This is a genomic window from Burkholderia sp. Ac-20392, from assembly GCF_017104585.1.
Lineage (GTDB): Bacteria > Pseudomonadota > Gammaproteobacteria > Burkholderiales > Burkholderiaceae > Burkholderia > Burkholderia lata.
In genome coordinates this window covers 1-23,610 of sequence record NZ_JAAGPB010000024.1, presented here as the reverse complement: position 1 = coordinate 23,610, position 23,610 = coordinate 1, and the positions used below count along the sequence as shown (strand labels likewise).

The following is a 23,610-nucleotide window of genomic DNA, read 5'->3' as shown; positions in this document are numbered from 1 at the left end:
GCCGTCAGGACGATCATGCGGCCATCCTGAGGGAGTGCCAAGCCTTCCGCTGCCCGGCCCCTCCCAGCCCCGCTATCGACCTCGCGTCGACCCGTTACGCGCCGGTGTACACCACGCGATACGGGATACCGACCTTCTCCCACTCGGCCGCCTCCTGGCTGAGGCTGTAGTCGGTCAGCGGATTCTGCTCGACCCATGCGCTCGGCAGGCGCACTTCATACCCGCCCTTCTTCATCTGCGAAACGGAAATGTCCGGCAGCCCGGCATCGGTCCGGCGCCGGCACAGCAGCGCCGCGAGCCGCAGGCAGAACAGCAGCGGCCACTCGACCTCGCGCGCCTGCGACAGCTTGCCGAGCTTGCCCGCGTGACCGAGCACCAGCGCGGCGAGACGCGCCTGGTCGGTGCGCGAAAAACCCGGCATGTCCGCGTTGCTCGCGATATAGGCCGAGTGCTTGTGATACGCGCTGTGCGAGATCGACAAACCGATCTCGTGCAACGCGGCCGCCCAGCCAAGGAACATCCGCCCTTCCTCGCGCGCTTCTTCATCGGCTTCTTCGAGCTCGTCGAAGAAACGCCCCGCCAGCGCGCCGATCCGCTCGGCCTGCGCGCGATCGACACCGTAGCGGCGCGTGAAGCCCTCGACGGTCACCGCGCGCATGTCCTCGTGCTGCGTCCGGCCGAGCAGGTCGTACAGCACACCGAGACGCAGCGCGCCGTCGGTCGTATCGACGTAGTCGACACCGAGTTCCTCGAACACCGCGAGCATGATTGCGAGGCCGCCCGCGAGCACCGGCACGCGATCGGGCTTCAGCGCGATCAGCTTCAGCCGGTTGACGTTCTCCGACTTGATCAGCGCCCGCTTCAGCCGTTCGAGGCCGCCGCGCGAAATGCCGTGCGTGATGCCCGGATCGTTGAAACCGTTCGCCTCGACGAGTTCCGCGAGTGCACGCGCGGTGCCCGACGAGCCGATCGCCTGGTCCCAGCCCGCCTTCTTGTACTCGCTTGAAATGATCTGGATCTCGCGCTTGGCCGCGAGTTCGGCCTGCCGCATCGTGTATTCGTCGACGTTGCCGGCCGGGAAGAACGTGCGGCTGTGGCTCACGCAGCCGATATAGAGGCTCTCCATCACGATCGGCGTGTAGTGCGAGCCGATGATGAATTCGGTGGAGCCGCCGCCGATGTCGACGACGAGCCGCTTGCCGGCGCTTGCCGGCACCGAGTGCGCGGCACCCGCGTAGATCAGCCGCGCTTCTTCGCGGCCCGCAATCACTTCGATCGGGAAACCGAGTGCCGCTTCGGCCTCACCGAGAAATTCGCCCGCATTCTTCGCGACGCGCAGCGTGTTGGTCGCCACCGCGCGCACATGATCGGGATGGAAATCGCGCAGGCGCTCGCCGAACCGCTTGAGCGCCTCCCAGCCACGCTCCTGCGACGCGCGATCGAGCATCTTGTCGCTCGACAGGCCTGCGGCCAGCCGGACCGGCTCGCGCAGCGCGTCGACGGGATAGATCTGGCTGCCTGCCGGCGTTTCCTCGACACGACCGACGATCAGCCGGAAGCTGTTCGAGCCGAGATCCACGGCAGCCAGCAAGTGGGGGGTTGTAACCATCAGAAGGGGGCTCCGTGCGCGTTCTCCCACGGCAGCCTATGCGGCAACCCTGGGCGATCAATCAAAGGCGACATTTTAAGCGTGGAACGCTTGCCATTGCCACGCTTCACGGGCATGCACTCTGCTCGTTTGCATATCGTCGAAACATTTATGAGACGAAATGGTTACAGCGTAGAATTTCCCGATATAAATACATTATTGTCATCAGCACGTCATCGTACCGTGAGAGTTTCCGAGCGTCCTTTCGAATCATCGCCTGAATCACCCCCTACTCTGCCGATGTCCGTCCGTTATCCGCTTCTCAATCGTGAACTCGGCATCCTCGGTTTCAACGAGCGCGTGCTGGCCCAGGCAGCCGATCCGCAAGTCCCGTTGCTCGAGCGCCTCCGCTTCATCTGCATCACCAGCAGCAACCTCGACGAATTCTTCGAAGTCCGGATGGCCGGGCTGCAGGAGCAGATCCGCGACAACCCCGGCGCACTGACGCCCGACGGCATGTCGTTACAACATGCTTACGACCTCGTCGTCGAACGCGCGCAACGGCTCGTCCATCGACAGTACACGATGCTGCACGAAACCGTGCTGCCCGCGCTCGAACAGGAAGGCATCTACTTCCATGCGAGCGACACGTGGAACGACGAGCAGCTCGAATGGGCGCGACACTACTTCCTCGACGAGCTGTTGCCCGTACTGACGCCGATCGGCCTCGATCCCGCCCACCCGTTCCCGCGCGTGCTGAACAAGAGCCTGAACTTCGTCGTCGAGCTCGAAGGCCGCGACGCATTCGGCCGCCAGGCCGTGATGGGTATCGTGCAGGCGCCGCGCGCGCTGCCGCGCGTCGTGCGCATGCCGCACGCGCTGTCGGGCTTCGAGCACGGCTTCGTGCTGTTGAGTTCGTTCATGCAGTACTTCGTCGGTGAACTCTTCCCGCAACTGACCGTGAAGAGTTGCAACCAGTTCCGCATCACGCGCAACAGCGAGCTGTTCGTCGACGAAGACGAAATCACGAACCTGCGCGTCGCGCTGCAGGGCGAACTGCCCGCGCGCCACCTCGGCAACGCGGTGCGCCTCGAAGTGTCGGCCGACACGCCGCCGCACATCGTGCGGCGCCTGCTCGTGGAAAGCGAACTCAGCGAGAAGGACTGCTATCGCGTGGCGGGATCGGTGAATCTCGTGCGGCTGATGCAGATTCCCGATCTCGTCGATCGCCCCGACCTGAAATTCACGCCGTTCACCGCGTCGACCCCGTCCGCGATCACCAACGCGCCGACGATGTTCGACGCGATCGACAACGGCGACATCCTGCTGCACCACCCGTACGAGAGTTTCCAGCCGGTGCTCGAACTGCTGCAGCAGGCCGCGAGGGATCCGAGCGTCGTTGCGATCAAGCAGACGATCTACCGCACCGGCACCGATTCGCCGCTGATGGACGCGCTGATGGAAGCCGCGCGCAACGGCAAGGAAGTGACGGTCGTCGTCGAGCTGCTCGCGCGCTTCGACGAGGAAACCAACATCAACTGGGCGTCGCAGCTCGAAGCCGTCGGCGCGCATGTCGTGTACGGCGTGGTCGGCCACAAGTGCCACGCGAAGATGATGCTGATCGTGCGACGCGTCGTGCAGGCCGGCAAGGCGTCGCTGCGCCGCTACGTGCACCTCGGCACCGGCAACTACCACCCGCGTACGGCTCGCCTCTACACCGACTTCGGGCTGATGACGGCCGACCAGAAGATCTGCGAGGACGTCCATCACGTGTTCCAGCAACTGACCGGCATCGGCGGCGAGCTCACGCTGCACGAGCTGTGGCAGTCGCCGTTCACGCTGCATCCGCGCATCATCGACGCGATCCGCGTCGAGATCGACAATGCACGCGCCGGCAAGCGCGCACGCGTCGTCGCAAAGATGAACGCGCTGCTGGAGCCGACGGTGATCGCCGCGCTGTACGAAGCGTCGCAGGCCGGCGTCAAGGTCGACCTGATCGTGCGCGGCGTCTGCGCGCTGAAACCCGGCGTGCCGGGGCTGTCGGAAAACATCACCGTGCGCTCGATCGTCGGCCGCTTCCTCGAGCACCACCGGATCTACTATTTCCACGCGAACGGCGCCGAGGACGTCTATCTGTCGAGCGCCGACTGGATGGACCGCAACCTGTTCCGCCGCGTCGAAGTCGCGTTCCCGATCCGCGATCGCAAGCTCAAGCGGCGCGTGATCGCCGAAGGCCTGTCGGTGTGCCTCGGCGACAACCAGTCGGCATGGCAGATGCACAGCGACGGCCACTACCGTCGCCGTCGCGCCGGCAAGACGATCCGCAACGCGCAACTCGGGTTGCTCGCGAAGTTCTGTTCCTGAACCGGCAACACGGCGCGAATCGCGCGCCGCGTCGCCAATAAAAAAAGCGCAGCCCGCGGGCTGCGCTTTTTTGTTGCGGATCCAACATGCCGCCGCTCGCCGAACGAGTGACGGATGCCGTTACGCGATCATGCCTCGTATGCGGCCGGCCGGATCGCGATGATGCGCGAGCCCGGGAAGCGCGCGGTGAACGTGCTGCCACGCCCTTCCTCGCTCTGCACGTACAGGTGCGCGTCATGCCGCTGCAGCACGTGCTTGACGATCGCAAGGCCGAGCCCCGTGCCACCCGTGTCGCGCGAACGACTGCGGTCGACACGGTAGAAGCGTTCGGTCAACCGCGGCAAGTCTGCGGCCGGAATACCGAAGCCGCTGTCCGTGACGGAAAACACGCCTTGCGCACCTTCGCGCCGCCACGTCACGACGATCTTGCCGCCTTCCGGCGTATAGCGGATCGCATTCGTGACGAGATTCGCGAACGCGCTGAACAGCTCCGTCTGCGCGCCGGTGACGCCGAGCGTCTCGTCGATCGTGAACGCGATGTCGTGATGCCCGTTCGACAGCGTCTGCGCGTCCTCCTTCAGATGGTCGAACACGGCGCGCATGTCGATCGCGCGATCGAGCGGCGGCTTGCTCTCGCCCTCCAGCTTCGCGAGCACCAGCAGGTCGGTCACGATGTGCCGCATCCGCGAGGCCTGCTGCTCCATCATCTCGAGATAGCGGGCACGGTCTTCCTCGTTCAGCGGCAGCTCGCGCATCGTCTCGAGAAACCCCGACAGCACGGTGAGCGGTGTCTTCAACTCGTGCGACACGTTCGCGACGAAGTCGCGCCGCATCGCGTCGGTCCGCTCGAGCTCGGTGATGTCCTGCGTGAGCAGCAGCTTGCGATTCTCGCCGTACGGAAACACCTGCACTTCCAGCACGTTCTGCCGTGAATCGCCCATGCCGCGCATCACGAGCGTCTCGTCGTAATGCTGCGCGTTCAGATAGCGGACGAACTCGGGATGGCGAACCAGGTTGGTGATGTGCTGGCGCAGGTCGCGCTTCGCGTCGAGGCCGAAGTGAACTTCGGCGATCGCATTGCACCACTCGATCTGGTCGTGGTCATCGAGCATCGCGACGCCGTTCGGCGACGCCTGGATCGCCTGGATGAAGCGCGAGTGCTGCTGCTCAACCTGACGCACCTGGGCATGCCACTGCTTCGCAAGCTTGTGCAGACGATAGTAGATCTCACCCCAGATGCCCGGCGCACTCGGCACCTCGCCATAGACCGGTGCATCGAGCAGCCGCCACAGACGTTGCGTATGAAAGGTGCTGAAAAAGCCCTGCGCGACCAGCATCACGGCCACGAACACGAGGCCCGCGGTCGGGCCGGCGAAGACGCCGACCAATACGCCGATCAGCACGAGCAGCACGAGCGACACCAGAAAGCGCGCCCAGATGATGTTCATGATTCAGCGCCCGAAAGAATGAACGGCATGCCGTGGCACACGGCATGCGTGGATACGTTACGCGTGCTTGGCGAGCCGGTAGCCGCTGCCGCGCACGGTCTCGATCATCGCATCGCAGCCGGCCGGTTTCAAGGCCGCGCGCAATCGTTTGATGTGCACGTCGACGGTGCGCTCCTCGACGAACACGTGGTCGCCCCACACCTGGTCGAGCAGTTGCGTGCGGCTGTGCACGCGCTCCGGATGCGTCATGAAGAAATGCAGCAGGCGGAACTCGGTCGGGCCGAGATCGAGCTTGATCTCGCTGCCTTCCGCATGCGCGGCGACGCGATGCGTGGCCGGGTCGAGGCGCAGCCCGTTGATCGCCACGACGTCCTCGGTCAGCTGCGGCGCGCGGCGGCGCAGCACGGCCTTGATCCGCGCCATCAGCTCCTTCGGCGAGAACGGCTTCGTCACGTAGTCGTCCGCGCCGATTTCGAGGCCGAGCACCTTGTCCTGCTCGTCGCCGCGGGCAGTCAGCATGATGATCGGGATGTGCTTGGTCCGTTCGTTGTTGCGCAGGTCGCGCGCAAACGCGATACCGGACTTGCCCGGCAGCATCCAGTCGAGCAGTACGAGATCGGGCAGCACGTCGCTGATCAGGTTTTGAGCCTGTTCGGCGTTGTACGCGCGGATCGGGCAGTGACCGGCGTGCTGGAGATTCACCGAGATCAGTTCGGAAATCGCGGGCTCATCTTCAACGACGAGAATGTTGCTGGGCATCGGCACCTCTATTCTTCCTGTACGGAGTCGATTAACTGTTGGCTTCGCGATCGAGCGTGTCGCGCGGCTGGTGCCGCACGTCGGTGCCCTTCACGATGTAGATGATGAATTCGGCGATGTTCTTCGCGTGGTCGCCGATCCGCTCGATCGCCTTCGCGATGAACAGATACTCGAGACCGACCGAGATCGTGCGCGGATCTTCCTGCATGTACGACACGAGCTTGCGCACGAACGCGCGGAATTCCAGGTCGATTTCCTTGTCGTCCTTGACGATCTGTGCGGCGGCCACCGTATCGAGACGCGCGAACGCGTCGAGTGCGCGGCGCAGGATCGTCACGGCCATTTCGCCCGACACCTTGATCTCGGCGATGTTGACCGTGCGCGCGGCCGGCTCGTCGACCAGGCGACGCACACGCTTCGCGATCTTCTCGGCCTCGTCGCCTGCGCGCTCGAGGTTCGTAATCGTTTTCGAAATCGACATCAAAAGGCGCAGGTCACGCGCAGCAGGCTGCCTCCGCGCGATGATGTTGCCGCACTCCTGGTCGATGTCGACTTCCATCGCGTTCAGGACTTCCTCGTTCGCGATCACCTTTTCGGCTGCATCGCGATCGAATTCGTTCAGCGCGTGCATCGCGCCGACGATCTGCGACTCGACGAGCCCGCCCATTTCCAGCACTTTCGACGACACGGCATTCAGGTCCGCGTCGAACTGGCTCGACAGATGTTTATCCGACATGGCTGTTGTTCTCCGTCATCAACCGAAGCGGCCGGTGATGTAGTCTTCCGTTTCCTTGCGTACCGGCTTGATGAAGATCTTTTCGGTCTCGCCGAATTCGATCAGCTCGCCCAGGTACATGTAGGCCGTGAAATCCGAGCAGCGTGCGGCCTGCTGCATGTTGTGCGTGACGATCACGACCGTGTAGTCGCTCTTCAGCTCCGCGATCAGCTCTTCGATGCGGCCCGTCGAGATCGGGTCGAGCGCCGAGCACGGTTCGTCGAGCAGCAGCACTTCCGGACGGATCGCGATGCCGCGCGCGATGCACAGACGCTGCTGCTGGCCGCCCGAGAGGCCATAGCCGCTCTGGTTCAGCTTGTCCTTCACTTCGTTCCACAGCGCGGCCTTCGTGAGCGCCCACTCGACGCGGTCGTCCATTTCCGAGCGCGTGAGCTTTTCGAACATCTTCACGCCAAACGCGATGTTGTCGTAGATCGACATCGGGAACGGGGTCGGCTTCTGGAACACCATGCCGATACGCGCGCGCAGCAGCGAGATGTCGCGCTTCGTCGTCAGCAGGTTCTCGCCGTCCATCATGATTTCGCCTTCGGCGCGCTGCTCCGGATAGAGCGCGAACATCTTGTTGAACGTGCGCAGCAGCGTCGACTTGCCACAGCCCGACGGGCCGATGAACGCTGTCACCTTCCCTTCGGGAATGCTCAGGTTGATGTTCTTCAACGCATGGAACTTGTTGTAGAAGAAGTTGAGGTTGTTGACCTCGATCTTCGCGTTCAGCGGCTCGAGCGGACGGCCGTGCGCCGCTTCTTGCGTGCCGGCCGGCGCTGCAGTGCGCTCGACAGGATTCAGGTGGCTTTCTGCCATATTCATCGGATTGCTCCGCCGTTACTTTTTCGAGAAGATCGAGCGCGCCAGGATGTTGAGTCCGAGCACCCCGAGCGTAATCAGGAACACGCCCGCCCACGCCAGCGACTGCCATTCCGCGAACGGGCTCATCGCGAACTTGTAGATCGTGACCGGCAGGTTCGCCATCGGCTGGCTCATGTCCCACGAGAAGAACTGGTTCGACAGCGCGGTGAACAGCAGCGGCGCCGTTTCGCCGGCGATACGCGCGATGGCGAGCAGCACGCCCGTCACGATGCCGCCGACCGATGCGCGCAGCGTGATCTTCAGCACCATGCGCCACTTCGGCGTGCCGAGCGCGAAGGCCGCTTCGCGCAGCGCGTTCGGCACGAGCTTCAGCATGTTCTCGGTCGTGCGGATCACGATCGGAATCTGCAGCAGGGCGAGCGCGATCACGCCGGCCCAGCCCGAGAAGCGCCCCGACTTCGCGACGACGATCGCGTACACGAACAGGCCGATGACGATCGACGGCGCGGACAGCAGGATGTCGTTGATGAAGCGGATCGTGCTGGCCAACAGGTTCTTCTGGCCGTATTCGGCGAGATAGACGCCCGCGAGGATGCCGATCGGCGTGCCGACCAGCGTGCCGAAACCGCACAGCAGCAAGCTGCCGACGATCGCGTTCGCGAGACCGCCGCCTTCCGTGTTCGGTGCCGGCGTCGATTCCGTGAACAGTTGCAGCGACAGGCCGCTCACGCCGAGATGCACCGTCGTGTAGAGAATCCACACGAGCCACAGCAGGCCGAAGGCCATCGCGCCGAGCGATGCGGCCAGCGCGATCGCGTTGATGGCCTTGCGCTTGCGCTGCAGGCGGTTGCGCATCGCGTCGAGCACGGCGCCGTCCGGACCCGGGAAATTCATGATGGGCTCGCTCATTTCTTGCCCTCTCCCTTCTCGAGACGAAGCAGCAGCAGTTTGGAGATGGACAGCACGATGAACGTGATCACGAACAGGATCAGGCCCAGCTCCATCAGCGCGGACGTATGCAGGCCCGGTTGCGCTTCAGCGAATTCGTTCGCGAGCGCCGACGTGATGCTGTTGCCCGGGGCGAACAGAGAAATGCTGTCGAGCAGGTTCGTATTGCCGATCACGAAGGTCACGGCCATCGTCTCGCCGAGCGCGCGGCCGAGGCCGAGCATCACGCCGCCGATCACGCCGGTCTTCGTATAGGGCAGCACGACCTTCCACATCACTTCCCAGGTCGTGCAGCCGATCCCGTAGGCCGATTCCTTCAGCAGCACGGGCGTGACTTCGAACACGTCACGCATCACCGATGCGATGTACGGGATGATCATGATCGCGAGGATCACGCCGGCTGCCAGGATGCCGATACCGATCGGCGGGCCGGCGGTCAGCGGACCGAGAATCCACACGTCCTTGAACAGGTGGCCGAGCGGCTTCTGGAAATATTCCGCGAAGATCGGGGCGAACACTAGCAGGCCCCACATGCCGTACACGATCGACGGAATCGCGGCGAGCAGCTCGATCGCGATGCCGAGCGGGCGGCGCAGCCACACGGGCGACAGCTCGGTGAGGAACAGCGCGATGCCGAAGCTGACCGGCACGGCGATGACGAGCGCGATGACCGACGTCACGATCGTGCCGTAGATCGGCACGAGCGCGCCGTAGATGTCCGAGTTGGGATCCCACTCGGATTGCCACAGGAAGCCGAGGCCGAACTTCTGGATGGTCGGCATCGACGCAATGATCAGGGAAACGATGATCCCGCCGAGCAGCAGCAGGGTCACGATGGCGGCAAGCCGTGCAAGACCGCCGAATACGACATCCCCGAGGCGGCTCGGCGCGCGTTGCTGCGCAACGTCGGCGGACCGTGAGGACGTATAGGAAATATCAGACATGGGTGCCTGCTTTTGATTGCCGGGCGCCGTAACGCCCGGCTTTACCGCACACACTGCCCGACCGGCACGGCCGGGCAGCGAACCGCTGCAATGCTTACTCTGCGGCGACCGACTTGCCCGAAGCGTCCGTCACCTTCGCCTTCCACTGCTTGCGGATTTCCACTTCGACTGCCGGCGGCAGCGAGATGTAGTCGAGGCTGTCAGCAGCCTTCTCGCCGTTCTTGAACGCCCAGCTGAAGAACTTCAGCGTTTCCGCGCCCTGCTCCGGCTTGTCCTGCTTCGCGTGCAGCAGCACGAACGTCGCGCCGACGACCGGCCATGCTTCCTTGCCCGGCTGGTTCGTCAGGATCTGGTAGAACGACTTCGACCAGTTCGCGCCAGCAGCAGCGGCCTTGAACGTTTCCGTCTTCGGCTCGACCACCGTGCCCGTCGAGTTCTTCAGGGCCGTGTAGACCATGTTGTTCTTCTTCGCGTACGCCCATTCGACGTAGCCGACTGCGCCCGGCAGACGCTGCACGAAGGCTGCGACGCCGTCGTTGCCCTTGCCGCCCGTGCCCGTCGGCCAGTTGACCGTCGTGCCTTCGCCGACCTTCGACTTCCACTCGTCGTTGACCTTCGACAGGTAGTTCGTCCAGATGAAGCTCGTGCCCGAGCCGTCAGCGCGGCGAACCACGGCGATGTCCGTGTCCGGCAGCTTGACCTTCGGGTTCAGCGCGGCGATCGCCGGGTCGTTCCACTTCTTGATCTTGCCGAGGTAAATGTCGCCGAGCACCGGGCCCGACAGCGTCAGTTCACCGGCCTTCACGCCCGGCACGTTGACGACCGGCACCACGCCGCCGACCACCGTCGGGAACTGGAACAGGCCTTCCTTTGCAAGCTCGTCATCCTTCAGCGGAGCGTCCGAACCGGCAAAATCGACCGTCTTCGCGACGATCTGCTTCAGGCCGCCCGACGAGCCGATACCTTGGTAGTTGACCTTCGCGCCGCCGGTCTGCTGGTAGTCAGCAGCCCATTTCGTATAGATCGGCATCGCGAACGTGCTGCCTGCGCCCGTGATGTCGGCAGCGTGAGCGGCGACGGCGAAAAGCGCGCCAGCCAGGCCGGCAATCGCGGTTTGCATCAATTTCATGAGACCTCCAGTGTGTGAGCGGATGACTACGGCACCGCGAAGGTTAGGGGCTCCTCATGACGGTAATGTGACAATCGATGAAACTGGCGTGACAGTAACATGACTGGTTGAAAGGGAGTATCGGGTGCCGGTCGCGCGGCGCGCGGACGGCGCCGGAACGGCGGTGGCGGCAAGAACTGCCTGCCTGGAAGGGAGGGGACACTACCCGTTTTACCTGGGTGCGAGCGGATCGTAGCGCAGTGTCTGCGCCATGGAAAGCCCCCGCTCGTGACTGGCCCGATATTTGGGGTCAGACTATTTCTCGACTGCGGAATTCAGTGGGCAACGTGCCCTTCTTATCGGTATCGCAAACCTTTGCGTCTGACGAAATCGCGGCGCCCCGAAGGCGCCGCGTACACGTTCCCAGGAACGCCGACGCCAGGGCGTTTGACCGCCCCGCGCCGGGCCCTGCGCGTCAGGTCGTCGCCGCGCGCACCGCGTCGGCGATCGTCTCCGCATGACGGACCGCGTCAGCGGCCTGCCGCGCTTCGACCATCACGCGCAGCACGGGCTCCGTGCCCGATGCGCGGATCAGCACGCGGCCGCTGCCGGCGAGTGCGGCTTCGGCCGCGTCGATCGCGGCACGAATCGACGTACTGCCCTTCCAGTCGGCGCCCGGCTTCATCCGGACGTTGATCAGCTTCTGCGGGAACAGCGTGACACCGTCGAGCATCTGCGCGAGGGTCTGGCCGCTGCGCTTCAGCGCGGCCAGCACGAGCAGCGCCGACACGATGCCGTCGCCGGTCGAGTGGCGGTCGAGCGACAGGATGTGGCCCGAGCCTTCCGCGCCGAGTTGCCAGCCGTGCTCGCGCAACTGTTCGAGCACGTAGCGATCGCCGACCGCCGCGCGGACGAACTTCACGCCCTCGCGCTGCAGCGCGACTTCGACCGCGAGGTTCGTCATCAGCGTGCCGACCGCACCTTCGACATTGCCGTCGGTCGCGATCCGGTCCTTCACGAGCACGTAGAGCAGCTCGTCGCCGTTGTACAGGCGACCGGTCGCATCGACCACCTGCAGGCGGTCCGCATCGCCGTCGAGCGCGATGCCGAGATCGGCGTGGTTCGCGCGCACCGCGCGCACCAGCGCGTCGGGCGCGGTCGCACCGACGCCGTCGTTGATGTTGAAGCCGTTCGGCGCGACGCCGATCGGGATCACGTCCGCGCCGAGTTCGTGGAACACGTGCGGCGCGATCTGGTACGCGGCACCGTGCGCACAGTCGATCACCAGCTTCAGCCCGCGCAGGTTGAACGCGGCCGGGAACGTGCTCTTGCAGAACTCGATGTAGCGGCCGGCCGCATCGTCAAGGCGGCGCGCCTTGCCGAGACCGTCGGACGATGCGCATTCGAGCGGCTTGTCGAGCCACGCTTCGATCGCGGCTTCGGTGTCGTCCGGCAGCTTGTTGCCGTCAGCGGAGAAAAACTTGATCCCGTTGTCGTGATACGGGTTGTGCGATGCGCTGATCACGACACCCGCCGACAGGCGCAGCGCGCGCGTCAGGTACGCGACGCCCGGTGTCGGCATCGGGCCGGCCAGCATCACGTCAACGCCGGCCGCCGAGAATCCGGCCTCGAGCGCGGCTTCGAGCATGTAGCCCGACACGCGCGTGTCCTTGCCGATCAGCACGGTCGGACGCGAGCCTGCCGCGACCTCGGCCGAGCTGGCCAGTATCTTGCCGGCCGCATAGCCGAGACGCAACACGAAATCCGGTGTGATGGGTGCGTCGCCCACCGTACCGCGAATGCCGTCCGTGCCGAAATATCGACGTCCCATGGGGTCCTTCCTCCTTCGTTTTCTGACTTATCGTTGCCGCGCAGCTTCGCGCACGGCATTCCATATTTTCAGCGCGTCGACCGTTGCCGCGACGTCGTGCACGCGCACGATCGCCGCCCCGCGCTCGACCGCGCACAATGCGGCCCCCACGCTCGCCGCGACGCGCTCCATCGGCGGCTTGCCGCCGATCACCGCGCCGAGCATCGACTTGCGCGACATGCCCGCGAGGATCGGATACGCGCGTCCGTCGGGCCGCGCGGGTGCCGTGTCCGGCAACGCGGCCAGCAGCGCGTAGTTGTCGTCGATGACCGCCTTGCCGAATCCAAAGCCGGGATCGACGCAGATCCGCTCCGCCGCAATCCCCGCATCGCGCAGCGCCTGCGCGCGCTCGGCGAGAAAATCGCGCACGTCGGTCACGACGTCGCCGTAATCGGGTTCGCCGACCTGCATCGTTTGCGGCTCACCCAGCATGTGCATCGCACACAGCCCGCAGTTGCCGTCGCGCACCGCATCGATCGCACCTGGCTGGCGGAACCCCCAGATGTCGTTGATCAGGTCGGCGCCTGCGGCCAGCGCCGCACGCATCACTGCGGGCTTGTACGTATCGATCGACAGCGGCACGTTCAGCGGCCGCAGCGCTTCCACGAGCGGGATCACGCGCGCGAGCTCCTCGTCGAGCGGCACGGGCGGCGCGCCGGGGCGCGTCGATTCACCGCCGATATCGAGAAGGTCGACGCCTTCGGCAATCATCCGCTCGGCCTGGCGCAGCGCATCGTCGCGCGCGAGGAAGCGGCCGCCGTCCGAAAACGAATCAGGTGTGGCGTTGAGGATGCCCATCACCAGCGGGCGTTCGAACGTCAGTTCGAAGCGGCCGCACTGGAGTGGCGCGGGAATGAATGGGGAAACAGCGGAATCGGGCACGAGCAACTGGCGTGAATGAATGCAAAACGGGCCGGTGTGAAGCCACACCAGCCCGTGAACGGCGCTAAAGCGCTATGCGGAGATTACGCCGCCGGCGAAGCAGGTGCCGGCGCATTGCCGGGCTTCACCTCGGCGCTGCTGCCACCACCCGACGAATCGCCGCCGACAGCCGGCGAACTCTTCGGGGAGCGCGGCGGACGGCCTTCCATGATGTCGTTGATCTGATCGGCATCGATCGTCTCCCACTCCATCAGTGCGGCGGTCATCGCCTCGACCTTGTCCCGGTTCTCGTCGAGCAGGCGGCGCGCAAGGCTGTACTGCTCGTCGAGCACGCGGCGGATTTCCGAGTCGACCTTCTGCTGCGTCGCTTCCGAGATCGTGCGCGTGAAGCCACGGCCGAACGGCGATGCATCGTTCTCGTCGTCGACGTAGACCATCGGCCCGAGCGCGTCGGTCATGCCGAAACGGGCCACCATCGCACGCGCCGTCTGCGTTGCCTTGTTGAAGTCGTCCGAGGCGCCGGTGCTGACGAGGTTCATGAACAACTCTTCCGCCACCCGGCCACCGAACAGGATCGCGAGACGATCCATCAGGTAATCCTTCGAGTACGTCTCGTTGTCATGCTCCGGCAACTGCCACGTGACACCCAGCGCACGGCCGCGCGGAATGATCGTGACCTTGTGCACGGGGTCGGCCTTCGGCAACAGCTTCGCGATCACCGCGTGGCCCGACTCGTGATAGGCGGTCGCCCGCTTCGCTTCCTCGCGGATCACGGCCGACTTGCGCTCCGGACCCATGAAGATCTTGTCCTTCGCGTCCTCGAAATCCTGCATCTCGACGATACGCTTGCCGCGGCGTGCGGCGAACAGCGCAGCCTCGTTCACGAGGTTCGCGAGATCGGCGCCCGAGAAGCCCGGCGTGCCGCGCGCGATGACTGCCGCATCGACGTCGTTCGAGATCGGTACCTTGCGCAGGTGCACGCGCATGATCTGTTCGCGGCCGCGGATGTCCGGCAGGCCAACGTAGACCTGGCGGTCGAAACGGCCCGGACGCAGCAGCGCCTTGTCGAGCACGTCGGAACGGTTGGTTGCGGCGATCACGATCACGCCCGAGTTCGCCTCGAAGCCGTCCATCTCGACGAGCATCTGGTTCAGCGTCTGTTCGCGTTCGTCGTTACCGCCGCCCATGCCGGCGCCGCGATGACGGCCGACCGCATCGATTTCGTCGATGAACACGATACACGGTGCATGCTTCTTCGCCTGCTCGAACATGTCGCGCACACGCGCCGCGCCGACGCCGACGAACATTTCGACGAAGTCGGAACCCGAAATGCTGAAGAACGGCACCTTCGCTTCACCCGCGATCGCGCGGGCCAGTAGCGTCTTGCCGGTACCCGGAGGGCCGACGAGCAGCACGCCGCGCGGAATGCGACCGCCCAGCTTCTGGAATTTCTGCGGATCGCGCAGGAAGTCGACGAGCTCGGACACTTCTTCCTTCGCTTCGTCGCAGCCCGCGACGTCGGAGAAGTTCACCGCGTTGTTGTTCTCGTCGATCAGCCGCGCTCGCGACTTGCCGAACGAGAATGCGCCGCCTTTGCCGCCTCCCTGCATCTGCCGCATCATGTAGAACCAGAACACGATGATCAGGATCGTCGGCCCGAGGTAGTACAGCGCGGACATCAGCGCGTTCGGCTCGTCGTCGGCCTTGCCGCTGACCTGCACGCCGTACTTCATCAGATCGCCAACCATCCAGATGTCGCCGGGCGACACGATCTGGTATTTCTGGCCATCAGCCGGAGTGACGGTGAGGTTGCGCCCCTGAACGATGACGTTCTTGACCTTGCCGTTCTTGGCGTCGTCCATGAACTGCGAATAGGACACGCCTTCCTGGACGCGGGGCTTGTCGAACTGCTTGAACACCGTAAACAGCACCAGTGCGATCACCAGCCACACCGCTGCCTTCGAAAACATATTGTTGTTCAAAGCACCACTCCTTCACTCGTAGACGAGCGCCTACATTTTCCTTGCGGCGCCCCTCGGTCATTCTAATCCAGTCCGACCACCCTCGCCATAAGCATTGACAACCGCCGCGATAGCGCGTCGCTTGTCTGGCAAGGGCCGGAGCCCGTTTGCGGCACCCCGTTGCGCATCAGCGCGGACGTTTCAGATGCCGACCCAAAATGAACGTTTCGGACGATTTGTCGCGGGACGCCTTCGGCTTGCGCGGCGCGACGATCTTAAACTGCTGTTTGAATTTCTCGACGATCTGGCTGTAGCCGCTGCCGTGAAAACACTTCACGAGCAGCGCACCGTCCGGCTTCAGATGATTCTGCGCGAATTCGAGCGCCAGATCGCATAGATGCTCGATGCGCGCCGCGTCCGCCGAGGCCACGCCAGAGAGGTTGGGGGCCATGTCGGAAATAACAAGGTCCACGTCGCGCCCTTCGAGCACTTCTTCGAGCTGGTGAAGGACTTCATCCTCACGGAAGTCGCCCTGGAGGAAGTGGACGTCGGCGATCGGCTCCATCGGCAGGATGTCGAGCGCCACGATCGTGCCGTCGATGCCGCCTTCGCGCTCCGCGTCACGCTTCTTGCCCTGCGCGAGCTTGTTGCGGGCATACTGGCTCCAGCTGCCCGGCGTCGCGCCGAGGTCGACGATCACCTGGCCCGGACGGATCAGTTTGTCCTGCTCGTCGATTTCCTTCAGCTTGTACGCGGCGCGCGCGCGATAGCCCTCCCGCTGCGCCATTTTGACGTAGGGGTCGTTGATGTGGTCGTGCAGCCAGTGCTGGTTGAAGCGGTTTTTTGCCATTCGAGAGAGAGATTGCTGCTAATTGCTTCGTGAAGCCGCGCTTTTAGCGGATAATACGCGTCTTCTTCGCGCGGCTGCGGCCCCTTTTCAGGCCCAAGCCGCGATTTTACGTGGTTTCGGCGCACGGCTGACGCGGTAACTTCCCGCGATCGCTTTTCGGTCAGCGCGCCCTTATTAAGATTTCGACATTTCCATGCCCGCCCTTTCGCTTTCTCCCGCCGAGCGCTCCGCGCTGCGCTCCCAGGCCCATGCGCTCAAGCCCGTCGTGCTGATCGGCGCCGAAGGGCTGACCGACGCCGTGCTGAAGGAAATCAAGGTGCACCTCAACGCGCACCAACTGATCAAGATCCGCGTGTTCGGCGACGAGCGCGACGAGCGCATCGCGATCTACGACGAGATCTGCGATCGCCTGAGCGCGGCGCCGATCCAGCACATCGGCAAGCTGCTGGTGATCTGGAAGCCCGAAGCCGCCGCAGCAGCCCCGGCCCGCGGCCGTCGTGCCGGCACGCTGCCGAGCGCGGCCGAAGCCGTCGACGACAAGAAAGGCCGTGCACCGCGCACCGTCAAGGTCGTCAAGGTGTCGCCGAACGCGAGCCCGGTGCGCCGTCCGAAGCCGACGAAGGTCGTCGTACGCGGCAACGAGCGTGTGACGGCAGGCGGTAACGTGAAGCGCGCCAAGAAGCGCCAGGCCAGCACGAAGCGTCCGTTCCAGGACAAGTAAGCATTGGGGCGGCACGGCTACGCCGTACCGCCGCCCTGCCCGCGGGCCCGGCATCGACCGGGCCTGCGCGGCATTCGCGTCAGGCGTCTCGCGCCGGCAGACGCCAGATCAGCATCAGCCCCAGCACGCTCTCGACGAGGTAGAACACGCTCGAGACGCCGTGCAGCATCCCGAAGCGGCTCGCATACGGCGAGTTCGCAATATCGGTGCCCGCGTCCATCGCAGCCACCCGCAGCGCGTTCATGAACGGCTGCAGCGCAAAATACCCGACCAGCACGCACACGACCATCGCGGCGACGACCCAGCGCACGCGGCGATATTCGTTGCTGCCCCGCCGCACCTGCTGGTTCGACAGCGCAAGCAGCAGCACGCCGCATACGACACCGAGGATCGCCTCGATACGGAACAGCTGGGCGGCGACCGAACCGGCCGTCATCCGCTCCAGCGTCTTGAACAGTACGGGCGCGACCGCATACCCGATCGTCAGCAGGCTGCCGACCCACACGGCCGACAGCAGACGGAACACGCGATGCGGCATCACGTCGCCCCGCTTCAGATGTAGCTGACCGAGATGATTTCGTACTCGCGCACGCCGCTCGGCGCCTGCACGGCCGCGACGTCGCCTTCGGACTTGCCGATCAGTGCGCGTGCGATCGGCGAGCTGACCGAGATCAGGCCGTGATCGATATCGGCTTCGTCGTCACCGACGATCTGGTACTTGACGGTGTCGCCCGACTCGAGATCCTCGAGTTCGACGGTCGATGCGAAAACCACACGGCCTTCGGCATCGAGCACAGTCGGATCGATGACCTGCGCAGCCGACAGCTTCGATTCGAGTTCCGCGATACGACCCTCGATGAAGCCCTGCTTTTCCTTCGCAGCATCGTATTCGGCGTTTTCGGACAGATCGCCCTGTGCGCGGGCCTCCGAGATCGCGTTGATCACGGCCGGCCGCTCGACGGACTTGAGGCGCTGCAATTCATCGCGCAGGAGTTCTGCGCCACGCTTTGTCAACGGAATGGTGCTCATAAACGGCTCAATCGCTAAAAACGGCTATAAAAAAAATCACCGCGATTAAGCGCGTTTCCGATGCACTGGAAACACCGCCTAATCGCGGCACGTGTTGCTTCGACAGGTAACTGACTGCTTAGTTTAGGCGAGCGTGAAGACCTTGTAAATCATAGACTTCCAGATCCTTCAGGTAGCGCAAGCCTTCAACCGCCGCGCGCGCGCCGGACATCGTCGTGTAGTACGTGACCTTGTGCGCCTGTGCGCTCATGCGGATCGAACGCGAATCGGCGATCGCCTGGCGCGTTTCATCGACCGTCGTGAACACGAGTGCGATCTCGCCGTTCTTGATCATGTCGACGATGTGCGGACGGCCATCCTTCACCTTGTTCACGACCTTCACCGGCACGCCGGCCGCTTCGATCGCGGCAGCCGTACCCTTGGTCGCGACGATCGGGTAGCCGAGGTCGTGCAGCATGCGCGCGACTTCGACTGCCTTCGGCTTGTCGGCGTCCATCACGGTCAGCAGCACCGTGCCCGACTCCGGCAGGCGCGAACCGGCCGCGAGCTGCGACTTGAACAGCGCTTCGCCGAACGTCTGGCCGACACCCATCACTTCGCCGGTCGAACGCATTTCAGGCCCGAGGACCGGATCGACGGTCGGGAACTTGACGAACGGGAACACCGCTTCCTTCACGCTGAAGTACGGCGGCACGACTTCCTTCGTCACGCCCTGCTGCGCGAGCTTCTGGCCGACCATCGCGCGCGCCGCGATCTTCGCGAGCGGCAGGCTGGTCGCCTTCGACACGTACGGCACCGTGCGCGATGCGCGCGGGTTCACTTCCAGCACGTAGATGATGTCCTGCTTCGAACCGTCCGCCTGCGGCACCTGCTGGATCGCGAACTGCACGTTCATCAGGCCGACCACGTTCAGCGCCTTTGCCATCGCACCCGTCTGGCGCTTCAGCTCGGCCACGGTTTCCTTCGACAGCGAGTACGGCGGCAGCGAGCATGCCGAGTCGCCCGAGTGGACGCCCGCCTGCTCGATGTGCTCCATCACGCCGCCGATGAACACGGCTTCGCCGTCGCAGATGCAGTCGACGTCGCACTCGATCGCGTCGTTCAGGAAGCGGTCGAGCAGCACCGGCGAATCGTTCGACACCTTCACGGCCTCGCGCATGTAGCGCTCGAGGTCGCGCGGCTCGTGGACGATTTCCATCGCGCGGCCACCCAGCACGTACGACGGGCGCACGACCAGCGGATAGCCGATTTCAGCAGCCAGCGCGAGCGCTTCGTCTTCGGCGCGTGCGGTGCGGTTCGGCGGCTGGCGCAGGCCGAGGTCCTGCAGCAGCTTCTGGAAGCGTTCGCGGTCTTCGGCCGCATCGATCATGTCCGGCGACGTGCCGACGATCGGCACACCGTGCGCTTCGAGGTCGAGCGCGAGCTTCAGCGGCGTCTGGCCGCCGTACTGGACGATCACGCCGACCGGCTTTTCCTTGTCGACGATCTCGAGCACGTCTTCCAGCGTCAGCGGCTCGAAGTACAGGCGGTCGGACGTGTCATAGTCGGTCGACACCGTTTCCGGGTTGCAGTTGACCATGATAGTTTCGTAGCCGTCCTCGCGCATCGCGAGCGCCGCGTGCACGCAGCAGTAGTCGAACTCGATGCCCTGGCCGATCCGGTTCGGGCCGCCGCCCAGCACCATGATCTTCTTGTTGGTGGTCGGCTGCGCCTCGCACTCTTCCTCATAGGTCGAGTACATGTACGCGGTTTTCGTCGCGAATTCGGCCGCGCAGGTGTCGACGCGCTTGTAGACCGGGCGCACGTTGAGTTCGACGCGGCGCTTGCGGACGTCTTCCGGCGTCGCGCCGAGCAGCTTCGCGAGGCGGCGGTCGGAGAAGCCGCTCTGCTTCAGGTAGCGCAGTTCGTCGAACGACAGCGACGCGAGCGTGCGGCCGCCGAGCGCCTTTTCCTTCAGGATGATCTGCTCGATCTGCTCGAGGAACCACGGGTCGATCGCGGTTTCCGCGAAGATTTCCTGGGCGGTCATGCCGATGCGGAATGCGTCGCCGACGTACCAGATGCGGTCCGGACCCGGCTCGTGGATCTCGATCGCGATCTCGTCGCGGTTGGTCGACTTCTCATCGAGACCGTCGACACCGACTTCGAGGCCGCGCAGCGCCTTCTGGAACGATTCCTGGAACGTGCGGCCGATCGCCATCACTTCGCCGACCGACTTCATCTGCGTGGTCAGGCGCGAATCGGCTTCGCGGAATTTTTCGAACGCGAAGCGCGGGATCTTCGTGACGACGTAGTCGATCGTCGGCTCGAACGACGCCGGGGTCTGGCCGCCGGTGATTTCGTTCTTCAGCTCGTCGAGCGTGTAGCCGACTGCCAGCTTCGCCGCGACCTTCGCGATCGGGAAGCCCGTCGCCTTCGATGCGAGCGCCGACGAACGCGACACGCGCGGGTTCATTTCGATGACGACCATGCGGCCGTCCTTCGGGTTGATCGAGAACTGCACGTTCGAGCCGCCCGTGTCGACGCCGATCTCGCGCAGCACCGCGAGCGATGCGTTACGCAGGATCTGGTATTCCTTGTCGGTGAGCGTCTGCGCCGGCGCGACCGTGATCGAGTCGCCGGTGTGCACGCCCATCGGGTCGAGGTTCTCGATCGAGCAGACGATGATGCAGTTGTCGGCGCGGTCGCGCACGACTTCCATCTCGTATTCCTTCCAGCCGAGCAGCGACTCTTCGATCAGCAGCTCGCGCGTGGGCGAGAGATCCAGGCCGCGCTTGCAGATCTCTTCGAACTCTTCGCGGTTGTACGCAATGCCGCCGCCCGAGCCGCCAAGCGTGAACGACGGACGGATCACGACCGGGTAGCCGCTGCCGCCGGTGAGCGCCATGATCTCGGCGTGCACCTGGGTCGCTTCTTCCAGCGAGTGCGCGATGCCCGACTTCGCGGAACCGAGACCGATCTTGGTCATCGCTTCCTTGAATTTCTGGCGGTCTTCCGCCTTGTCGATCGCTTCCGGCGACGCGCCGATCAGCTCGACGCCGAACTTCTCGAGCACGCCGTGGTGATGCAGGTCGAGCGCGCAGTTCAGCGCGGTCTGGCCGCCCATCGTCGGCAGGATCGCGTCCGGGCGCTCCTTCTCGATGATGCGCGCGACGACTTCCCACGTGATCGGCTCGATGTAGGTCACGTCGGCCGTGTTCGGGTCGGTCATGATCGTCGCCGGGTTGCTGTTGACGAGAACGACCTTGTAGCCCTCCTCACGCAACGCCTTGCAAGCCTGCGCGCCCGAATAGTCGAACTCGCACGCCTGGCCGATGATGATCGGGCCGGCGCCGATGATGAGGATGCTCTTGATGTCTGTGCGTTTTGGCATGGCTTGTGAATTCAATAAGTAATCGTTGTCGTGGGTCGGCCGGCTGCGCTCAGCTCATCGTGGCGAGCGCGAGCTTCACCGAGAATCCGATGAACAGGCCGCCCACGCTGCTCGCCGCGCCTGCTGCAAGCTTGCGGCGGCGACGGAAGTGCTCGGCAAGCCGCGCACCCGCGAAGATCAGCGTGCTCAGGTACAGGAAGCTCGCGCATTGCGCGATCGCCCCGAGCACGACGAACGACAGCGCGGGATGCGGGAATGCCGGGTCGACGAACTGGATGAAGAACGAGATGAAGAACAGGATCGCCTTCGGATTCAGCAGGCTCACGATCAGCGCCTTGCGGAACGGCCGCTCGCCGTCGACCGCGGGCGGCGCATCGGCCGGCGCATGGGCCGGCGCGCGCAGCTTCTGCCACGCGCTGCGCAGCATGCCGGTGCCGATGTAGAGCAGATACGCGGCGCCGCCGTATTTCACGACGGAGAACAGCAGCGGGTTCGCCTTCAGCAGCGACGCGACGCCGGCGGCGGACAGCACCATCAGCACCGTGTCGCCGACGAACACGCCGCACGCGGCGCGATAGCCGGCCTTCACGCCGCGCTGCGCCGCGAGCGACAGCACGTACATCGAGTTCGGCCCCGGCAGCAGGATGATGAAGATCACGCCGAACACGTAGGTCCAGATATCCGTGATGCCGAGTGCGTGGCCGAACATGATGCGAATCTCCCGTCCTTCGGTTGCGTCGTTGACGTTAAGCGTTGCGCTGCTTCGCCGCGTCCATCAGCGCGGTGAAACGGTCGAACAGATAGCCGATGTCATGCGGGCCGGGCGACGCTTCCGGGTGGCCCTGGAAGCAGAATGCCGGCTTGTCGGTCAGCTCGAAGCCCTGCAGCGTGCCGTCGAACAGCGACACGTGCGTCACGCGCGCGTTGGCCGGCAGCGAATCCGCATCGACCGCGAAGCCGTGGTTCTGCGACGTGATCACCACGCGACCGTCGCCGAGATCCTTCACCGGGTGGTTCGCGCCGTGGTGGCCCGTCTTCATCTTCAGCGTCTTCGCGCCGACCGCGAGGCCCATGATCTGGTGACCCAGGCAGATGCCGAAGGTCGGCACGCCGCGCTCGATGAATTGCTTCGTGGCCGCGATCGCGTAGTCGCACGGTTCCGGATCGCCGGGGCCGTTCGACAGGAACACGCCGTCCGGATTCAGTGCGAGCGCATCTTCCGCGCTCGCCTGTGCCGGCAGCACCGTCACGTGGCAGCCGCGCTCCGCGAGCATGCGCAGGATGTTGTACTTGACGCCGAAATCGTATGCGACGACGCGATACTTCGGCGCTTCCTGCATGCCGTAGCCGCCTTCGAGGCGCCATTCGGTCTGCTTCCATTCGAACGGCTTCGTGGTCGACACGACCTTCGCGAGATCCATGCCCGCGAGACCCGGGAACGAGCGCGCGAGCTCGATCGCCTTCGCTTCGTCGTCCGAACCCGTCAGGATGCAGCCGTTCTGCGCGCCCTTGTCGCGCAGGATACGGGTCAGCTTGCGGGTGTCGATGCCGGCGATCGCGACGACACCTTCGTCGCGCAGGTAATCGCCGAGCGTGCGGTCCATGCGGAAGTTCGATGCGAGCGAGGGCAGATCGCGGATGATCAGGCCGGCGGCATGGACTTTCGTGGCTTCGACGTCTTCGGCGTTGACGCCGACGTTGCCGATATGCGGATAGGTGAGCGTGACGATCTGGCGCGAGTAGCTCGGATCAGTCAGGATTTCCTGATAGCCGGTGATCGCGGTATTGAACACGACTTCGCCGATCGTGTGGCCTTCGGCCCCGATCGAATAACCACGAAAGACCGTGCCGTCGGCGAGTGCAAGCAAGGCGGGAGTAAAAGACGGCAACACGGGAGGCTCCTTGGGGAACACCCTGCTGCCGACCTGTCTACCCTGCCGCGCGAGCGCCGCGCTGCGTGGGCGCGCGTGGTCGCTTGCTGGACGCGGCCTGCGTTGTCGAGACGCGAACCCGGCGCGTGGCGCACGAGGCTTCGCGGCATCGCCCGGCAGGCGGCGTGCGGCGGATGAACGGGATGAATGAGGTGGGCGCTAGGGTGCGAGGTTGATCAGCACAAACTTTCAAATTATAGCCTGAAAATGGCCCTATCTTCAATCGATATG

19 protein-coding genes are annotated in these 23,610 nt (G+C 64.5%); 2 read left to right on the top strand and 17 right to left on the bottom strand.

Translation table 11 applies throughout. The annotated features are described in order from the left end of the window. Nucleotides 1–94 precede the first annotated feature (94 nt). Nucleotides 95–1,609 carry an exopolyphosphatase gene (gene ppx / locus G3N99_RS05860; protein ID WP_174934829.1) on the bottom strand — a complete coding sequence of 505 codons (1,515 nt, stop codon included), beginning with the start codon at nt 1,607–1,609 and terminating at the stop codon, nt 95–97. Nucleotides 1,610–1,888: 279 nt separating this feature from the next. Between ppx and ppk1 the strand changes: the two genes are divergently transcribed. Beyond that, complete coding sequence (gene ppk1 / locus G3N99_RS05855) at nt 1,889–3,952, top strand: polyphosphate kinase 1 (protein WP_174941237.1); 2,064 nt, start codon at nt 1,889–1,891, stop codon at nt 3,950–3,952. Between the two features lie 128 nt (nt 3,953–4,080). On the opposite strand, the gene phoR is transcribed toward ppk1, so the two are convergent. The 11 genes from phoR to G3N99_RS05800 all read right to left on the bottom strand — a co-directional run bounded on the left by phoR (nt 4,081) and on the right by G3N99_RS05800 (nt 16,325). Beyond that, nucleotides 4,081–5,400, bottom strand: a complete 1,320-nt coding sequence (phoR, locus tag G3N99_RS05850) for a phosphate regulon sensor histidine kinase PhoR (RefSeq protein ID WP_174941235.1) — start codon at nt 5,398–5,400, stop codon at nt 4,081–4,083. 57 nt (nt 5,401–5,457) lie between these two features. Continuing rightward, nucleotides 5,458–6,159 carry a phosphate regulon transcriptional regulator PhoB gene (phoB, locus tag G3N99_RS05845; RefSeq protein ID WP_011351614.1) on the bottom strand — a complete coding sequence of 234 codons (702 nt, stop codon included), beginning with the start codon at nt 6,157–6,159 and terminating at the stop codon, nt 5,458–5,460. A 31-nt stretch (nt 6,160–6,190) separates the two neighbouring features. Then, nucleotides 6,191–6,895 carry a phosphate signaling complex protein PhoU gene (gene phoU / locus G3N99_RS05840; protein WP_043182294.1) on the bottom strand — a complete coding sequence of 235 codons (705 nt, stop codon included), beginning with the start codon at nt 6,893–6,895 and terminating at the stop codon, nt 6,191–6,193. Nucleotides 6,896–6,913: 18 nt separating this feature from the next. Then, on the bottom strand, nt 6,914–7,762 hold the full coding sequence (gene pstB / locus G3N99_RS05835; protein WP_011351612.1) for a phosphate ABC transporter ATP-binding protein PstB: 849 nt from the start codon (nt 7,760–7,762) through the stop codon (nt 6,914–6,916). Nucleotides 7,763–7,777: 15 nt separating this feature from the next. Continuing rightward, nucleotides 7,778–8,671: a phosphate ABC transporter permease PstA gene (pstA, locus tag G3N99_RS05830; RefSeq protein ID WP_206121885.1), complete on the bottom strand. Its 894-nt coding sequence runs from the start codon at nt 8,669–8,671 to the stop codon at nt 7,778–7,780. Then, on the bottom strand, nt 8,668–9,654 hold the full coding sequence (gene pstC, locus G3N99_RS05825; RefSeq protein ID WP_011351610.1) for a phosphate ABC transporter permease PstC: 987 nt from the start codon (nt 9,652–9,654) through the stop codon (nt 8,668–8,670). The genes pstA and pstC overlap by 4 nt, the downstream gene beginning before the upstream one ends. A 94-nt stretch (nt 9,655–9,748) precedes the next feature. Continuing rightward, nucleotides 9,749–10,783, bottom strand: a complete 1,035-nt coding sequence (pstS, locus tag G3N99_RS05820) for a phosphate ABC transporter substrate-binding protein PstS (protein ID WP_174934835.1) — start codon at nt 10,781–10,783, stop codon at nt 9,749–9,751. A gap of 454 nt (nt 10,784–11,237) precedes the next feature. Next, nucleotides 11,238–12,593: a phosphoglucosamine mutase gene (gene glmM, locus G3N99_RS05815; RefSeq protein ID WP_206121884.1), complete on the bottom strand. Its 1,356-nt coding sequence runs from the start codon at nt 12,591–12,593 to the stop codon at nt 11,238–11,240. 27 nt (nt 12,594–12,620) lie between these two features. Further along, entirely contained in the window at nt 12,621–13,562 is a 942-nt protein-coding gene (folP, locus tag G3N99_RS05810; protein ID WP_206121883.1) for a dihydropteroate synthase, read from the bottom strand. A gap of 35 nt (nt 13,563–13,597) precedes the next feature. Next, complete coding sequence (gene ftsH / locus G3N99_RS05805; protein WP_122944991.1) at nt 13,598–15,496, bottom strand: ATP-dependent zinc metalloprotease FtsH; 1,899 nt, start codon at nt 15,494–15,496, stop codon at nt 13,598–13,600. A gap of 166 nt (nt 15,497–15,662) precedes the next feature. Beyond that, the gene (locus tag G3N99_RS05800) at nt 15,663–16,325 is read right to left on the bottom strand and encodes an RlmE family RNA methyltransferase (RefSeq protein ID WP_174941229.1); all 663 of its coding nucleotides are present in this window, start codon (nt 16,323–16,325) and stop codon (nt 15,663–15,665) included. A gap of 193 nt (nt 16,326–16,518) precedes the next feature. On the opposite strand from G3N99_RS05800, the gene G3N99_RS05795 reads away from it, so the two are divergent. Then, complete coding sequence (locus G3N99_RS05795) at nt 16,519–17,046, top strand: YhbY family RNA-binding protein (protein WP_166963144.1); 528 nt, start codon at nt 16,519–16,521, stop codon at nt 17,044–17,046. 79 nt (nt 17,047–17,125) lie between these two features. On the opposite strand, the gene G3N99_RS05790 is transcribed toward G3N99_RS05795, so the two are convergent. The 5 genes from G3N99_RS05790 to carA form a co-directional block, all read right to left on the bottom strand. Next, entirely contained in the window at nt 17,126–17,584 is a 459-nt protein-coding gene (locus G3N99_RS05790) for a DUF4149 domain-containing protein (RefSeq protein WP_011351602.1), read from the bottom strand. A gap of 14 nt (nt 17,585–17,598) precedes the next feature. Further along, nucleotides 17,599–18,075: a transcription elongation factor GreA gene (gene greA, locus G3N99_RS05785; RefSeq protein WP_011351601.1), complete on the bottom strand. Its 477-nt coding sequence runs from the start codon at nt 18,073–18,075 to the stop codon at nt 17,599–17,601. A gap of 118 nt (nt 18,076–18,193) precedes the next feature. Then, nucleotides 18,194–21,448, bottom strand: a complete 3,255-nt coding sequence (carB, locus tag G3N99_RS05780; protein ID WP_174987142.1) for a carbamoyl-phosphate synthase large subunit — start codon at nt 21,446–21,448, stop codon at nt 18,194–18,196. Between the two features lie 49 nt (nt 21,449–21,497). After that, nucleotides 21,498–22,157: a leucine efflux protein LeuE gene (leuE, locus tag G3N99_RS05775; protein WP_174915262.1), complete on the bottom strand. Its 660-nt coding sequence runs from the start codon at nt 22,155–22,157 to the stop codon at nt 21,498–21,500. Nucleotides 22,158–22,194: 37 nt separating this feature from the next. Then, nucleotides 22,195–23,340 carry a glutamine-hydrolyzing carbamoyl-phosphate synthase small subunit gene (gene carA, locus G3N99_RS05770; RefSeq protein WP_041492797.1) on the bottom strand — a complete coding sequence of 382 codons (1,146 nt, stop codon included), beginning with the start codon at nt 23,338–23,340 and terminating at the stop codon, nt 22,195–22,197. Between the last annotated feature and the right edge of the window lie 270 nt (nt 23,341–23,610).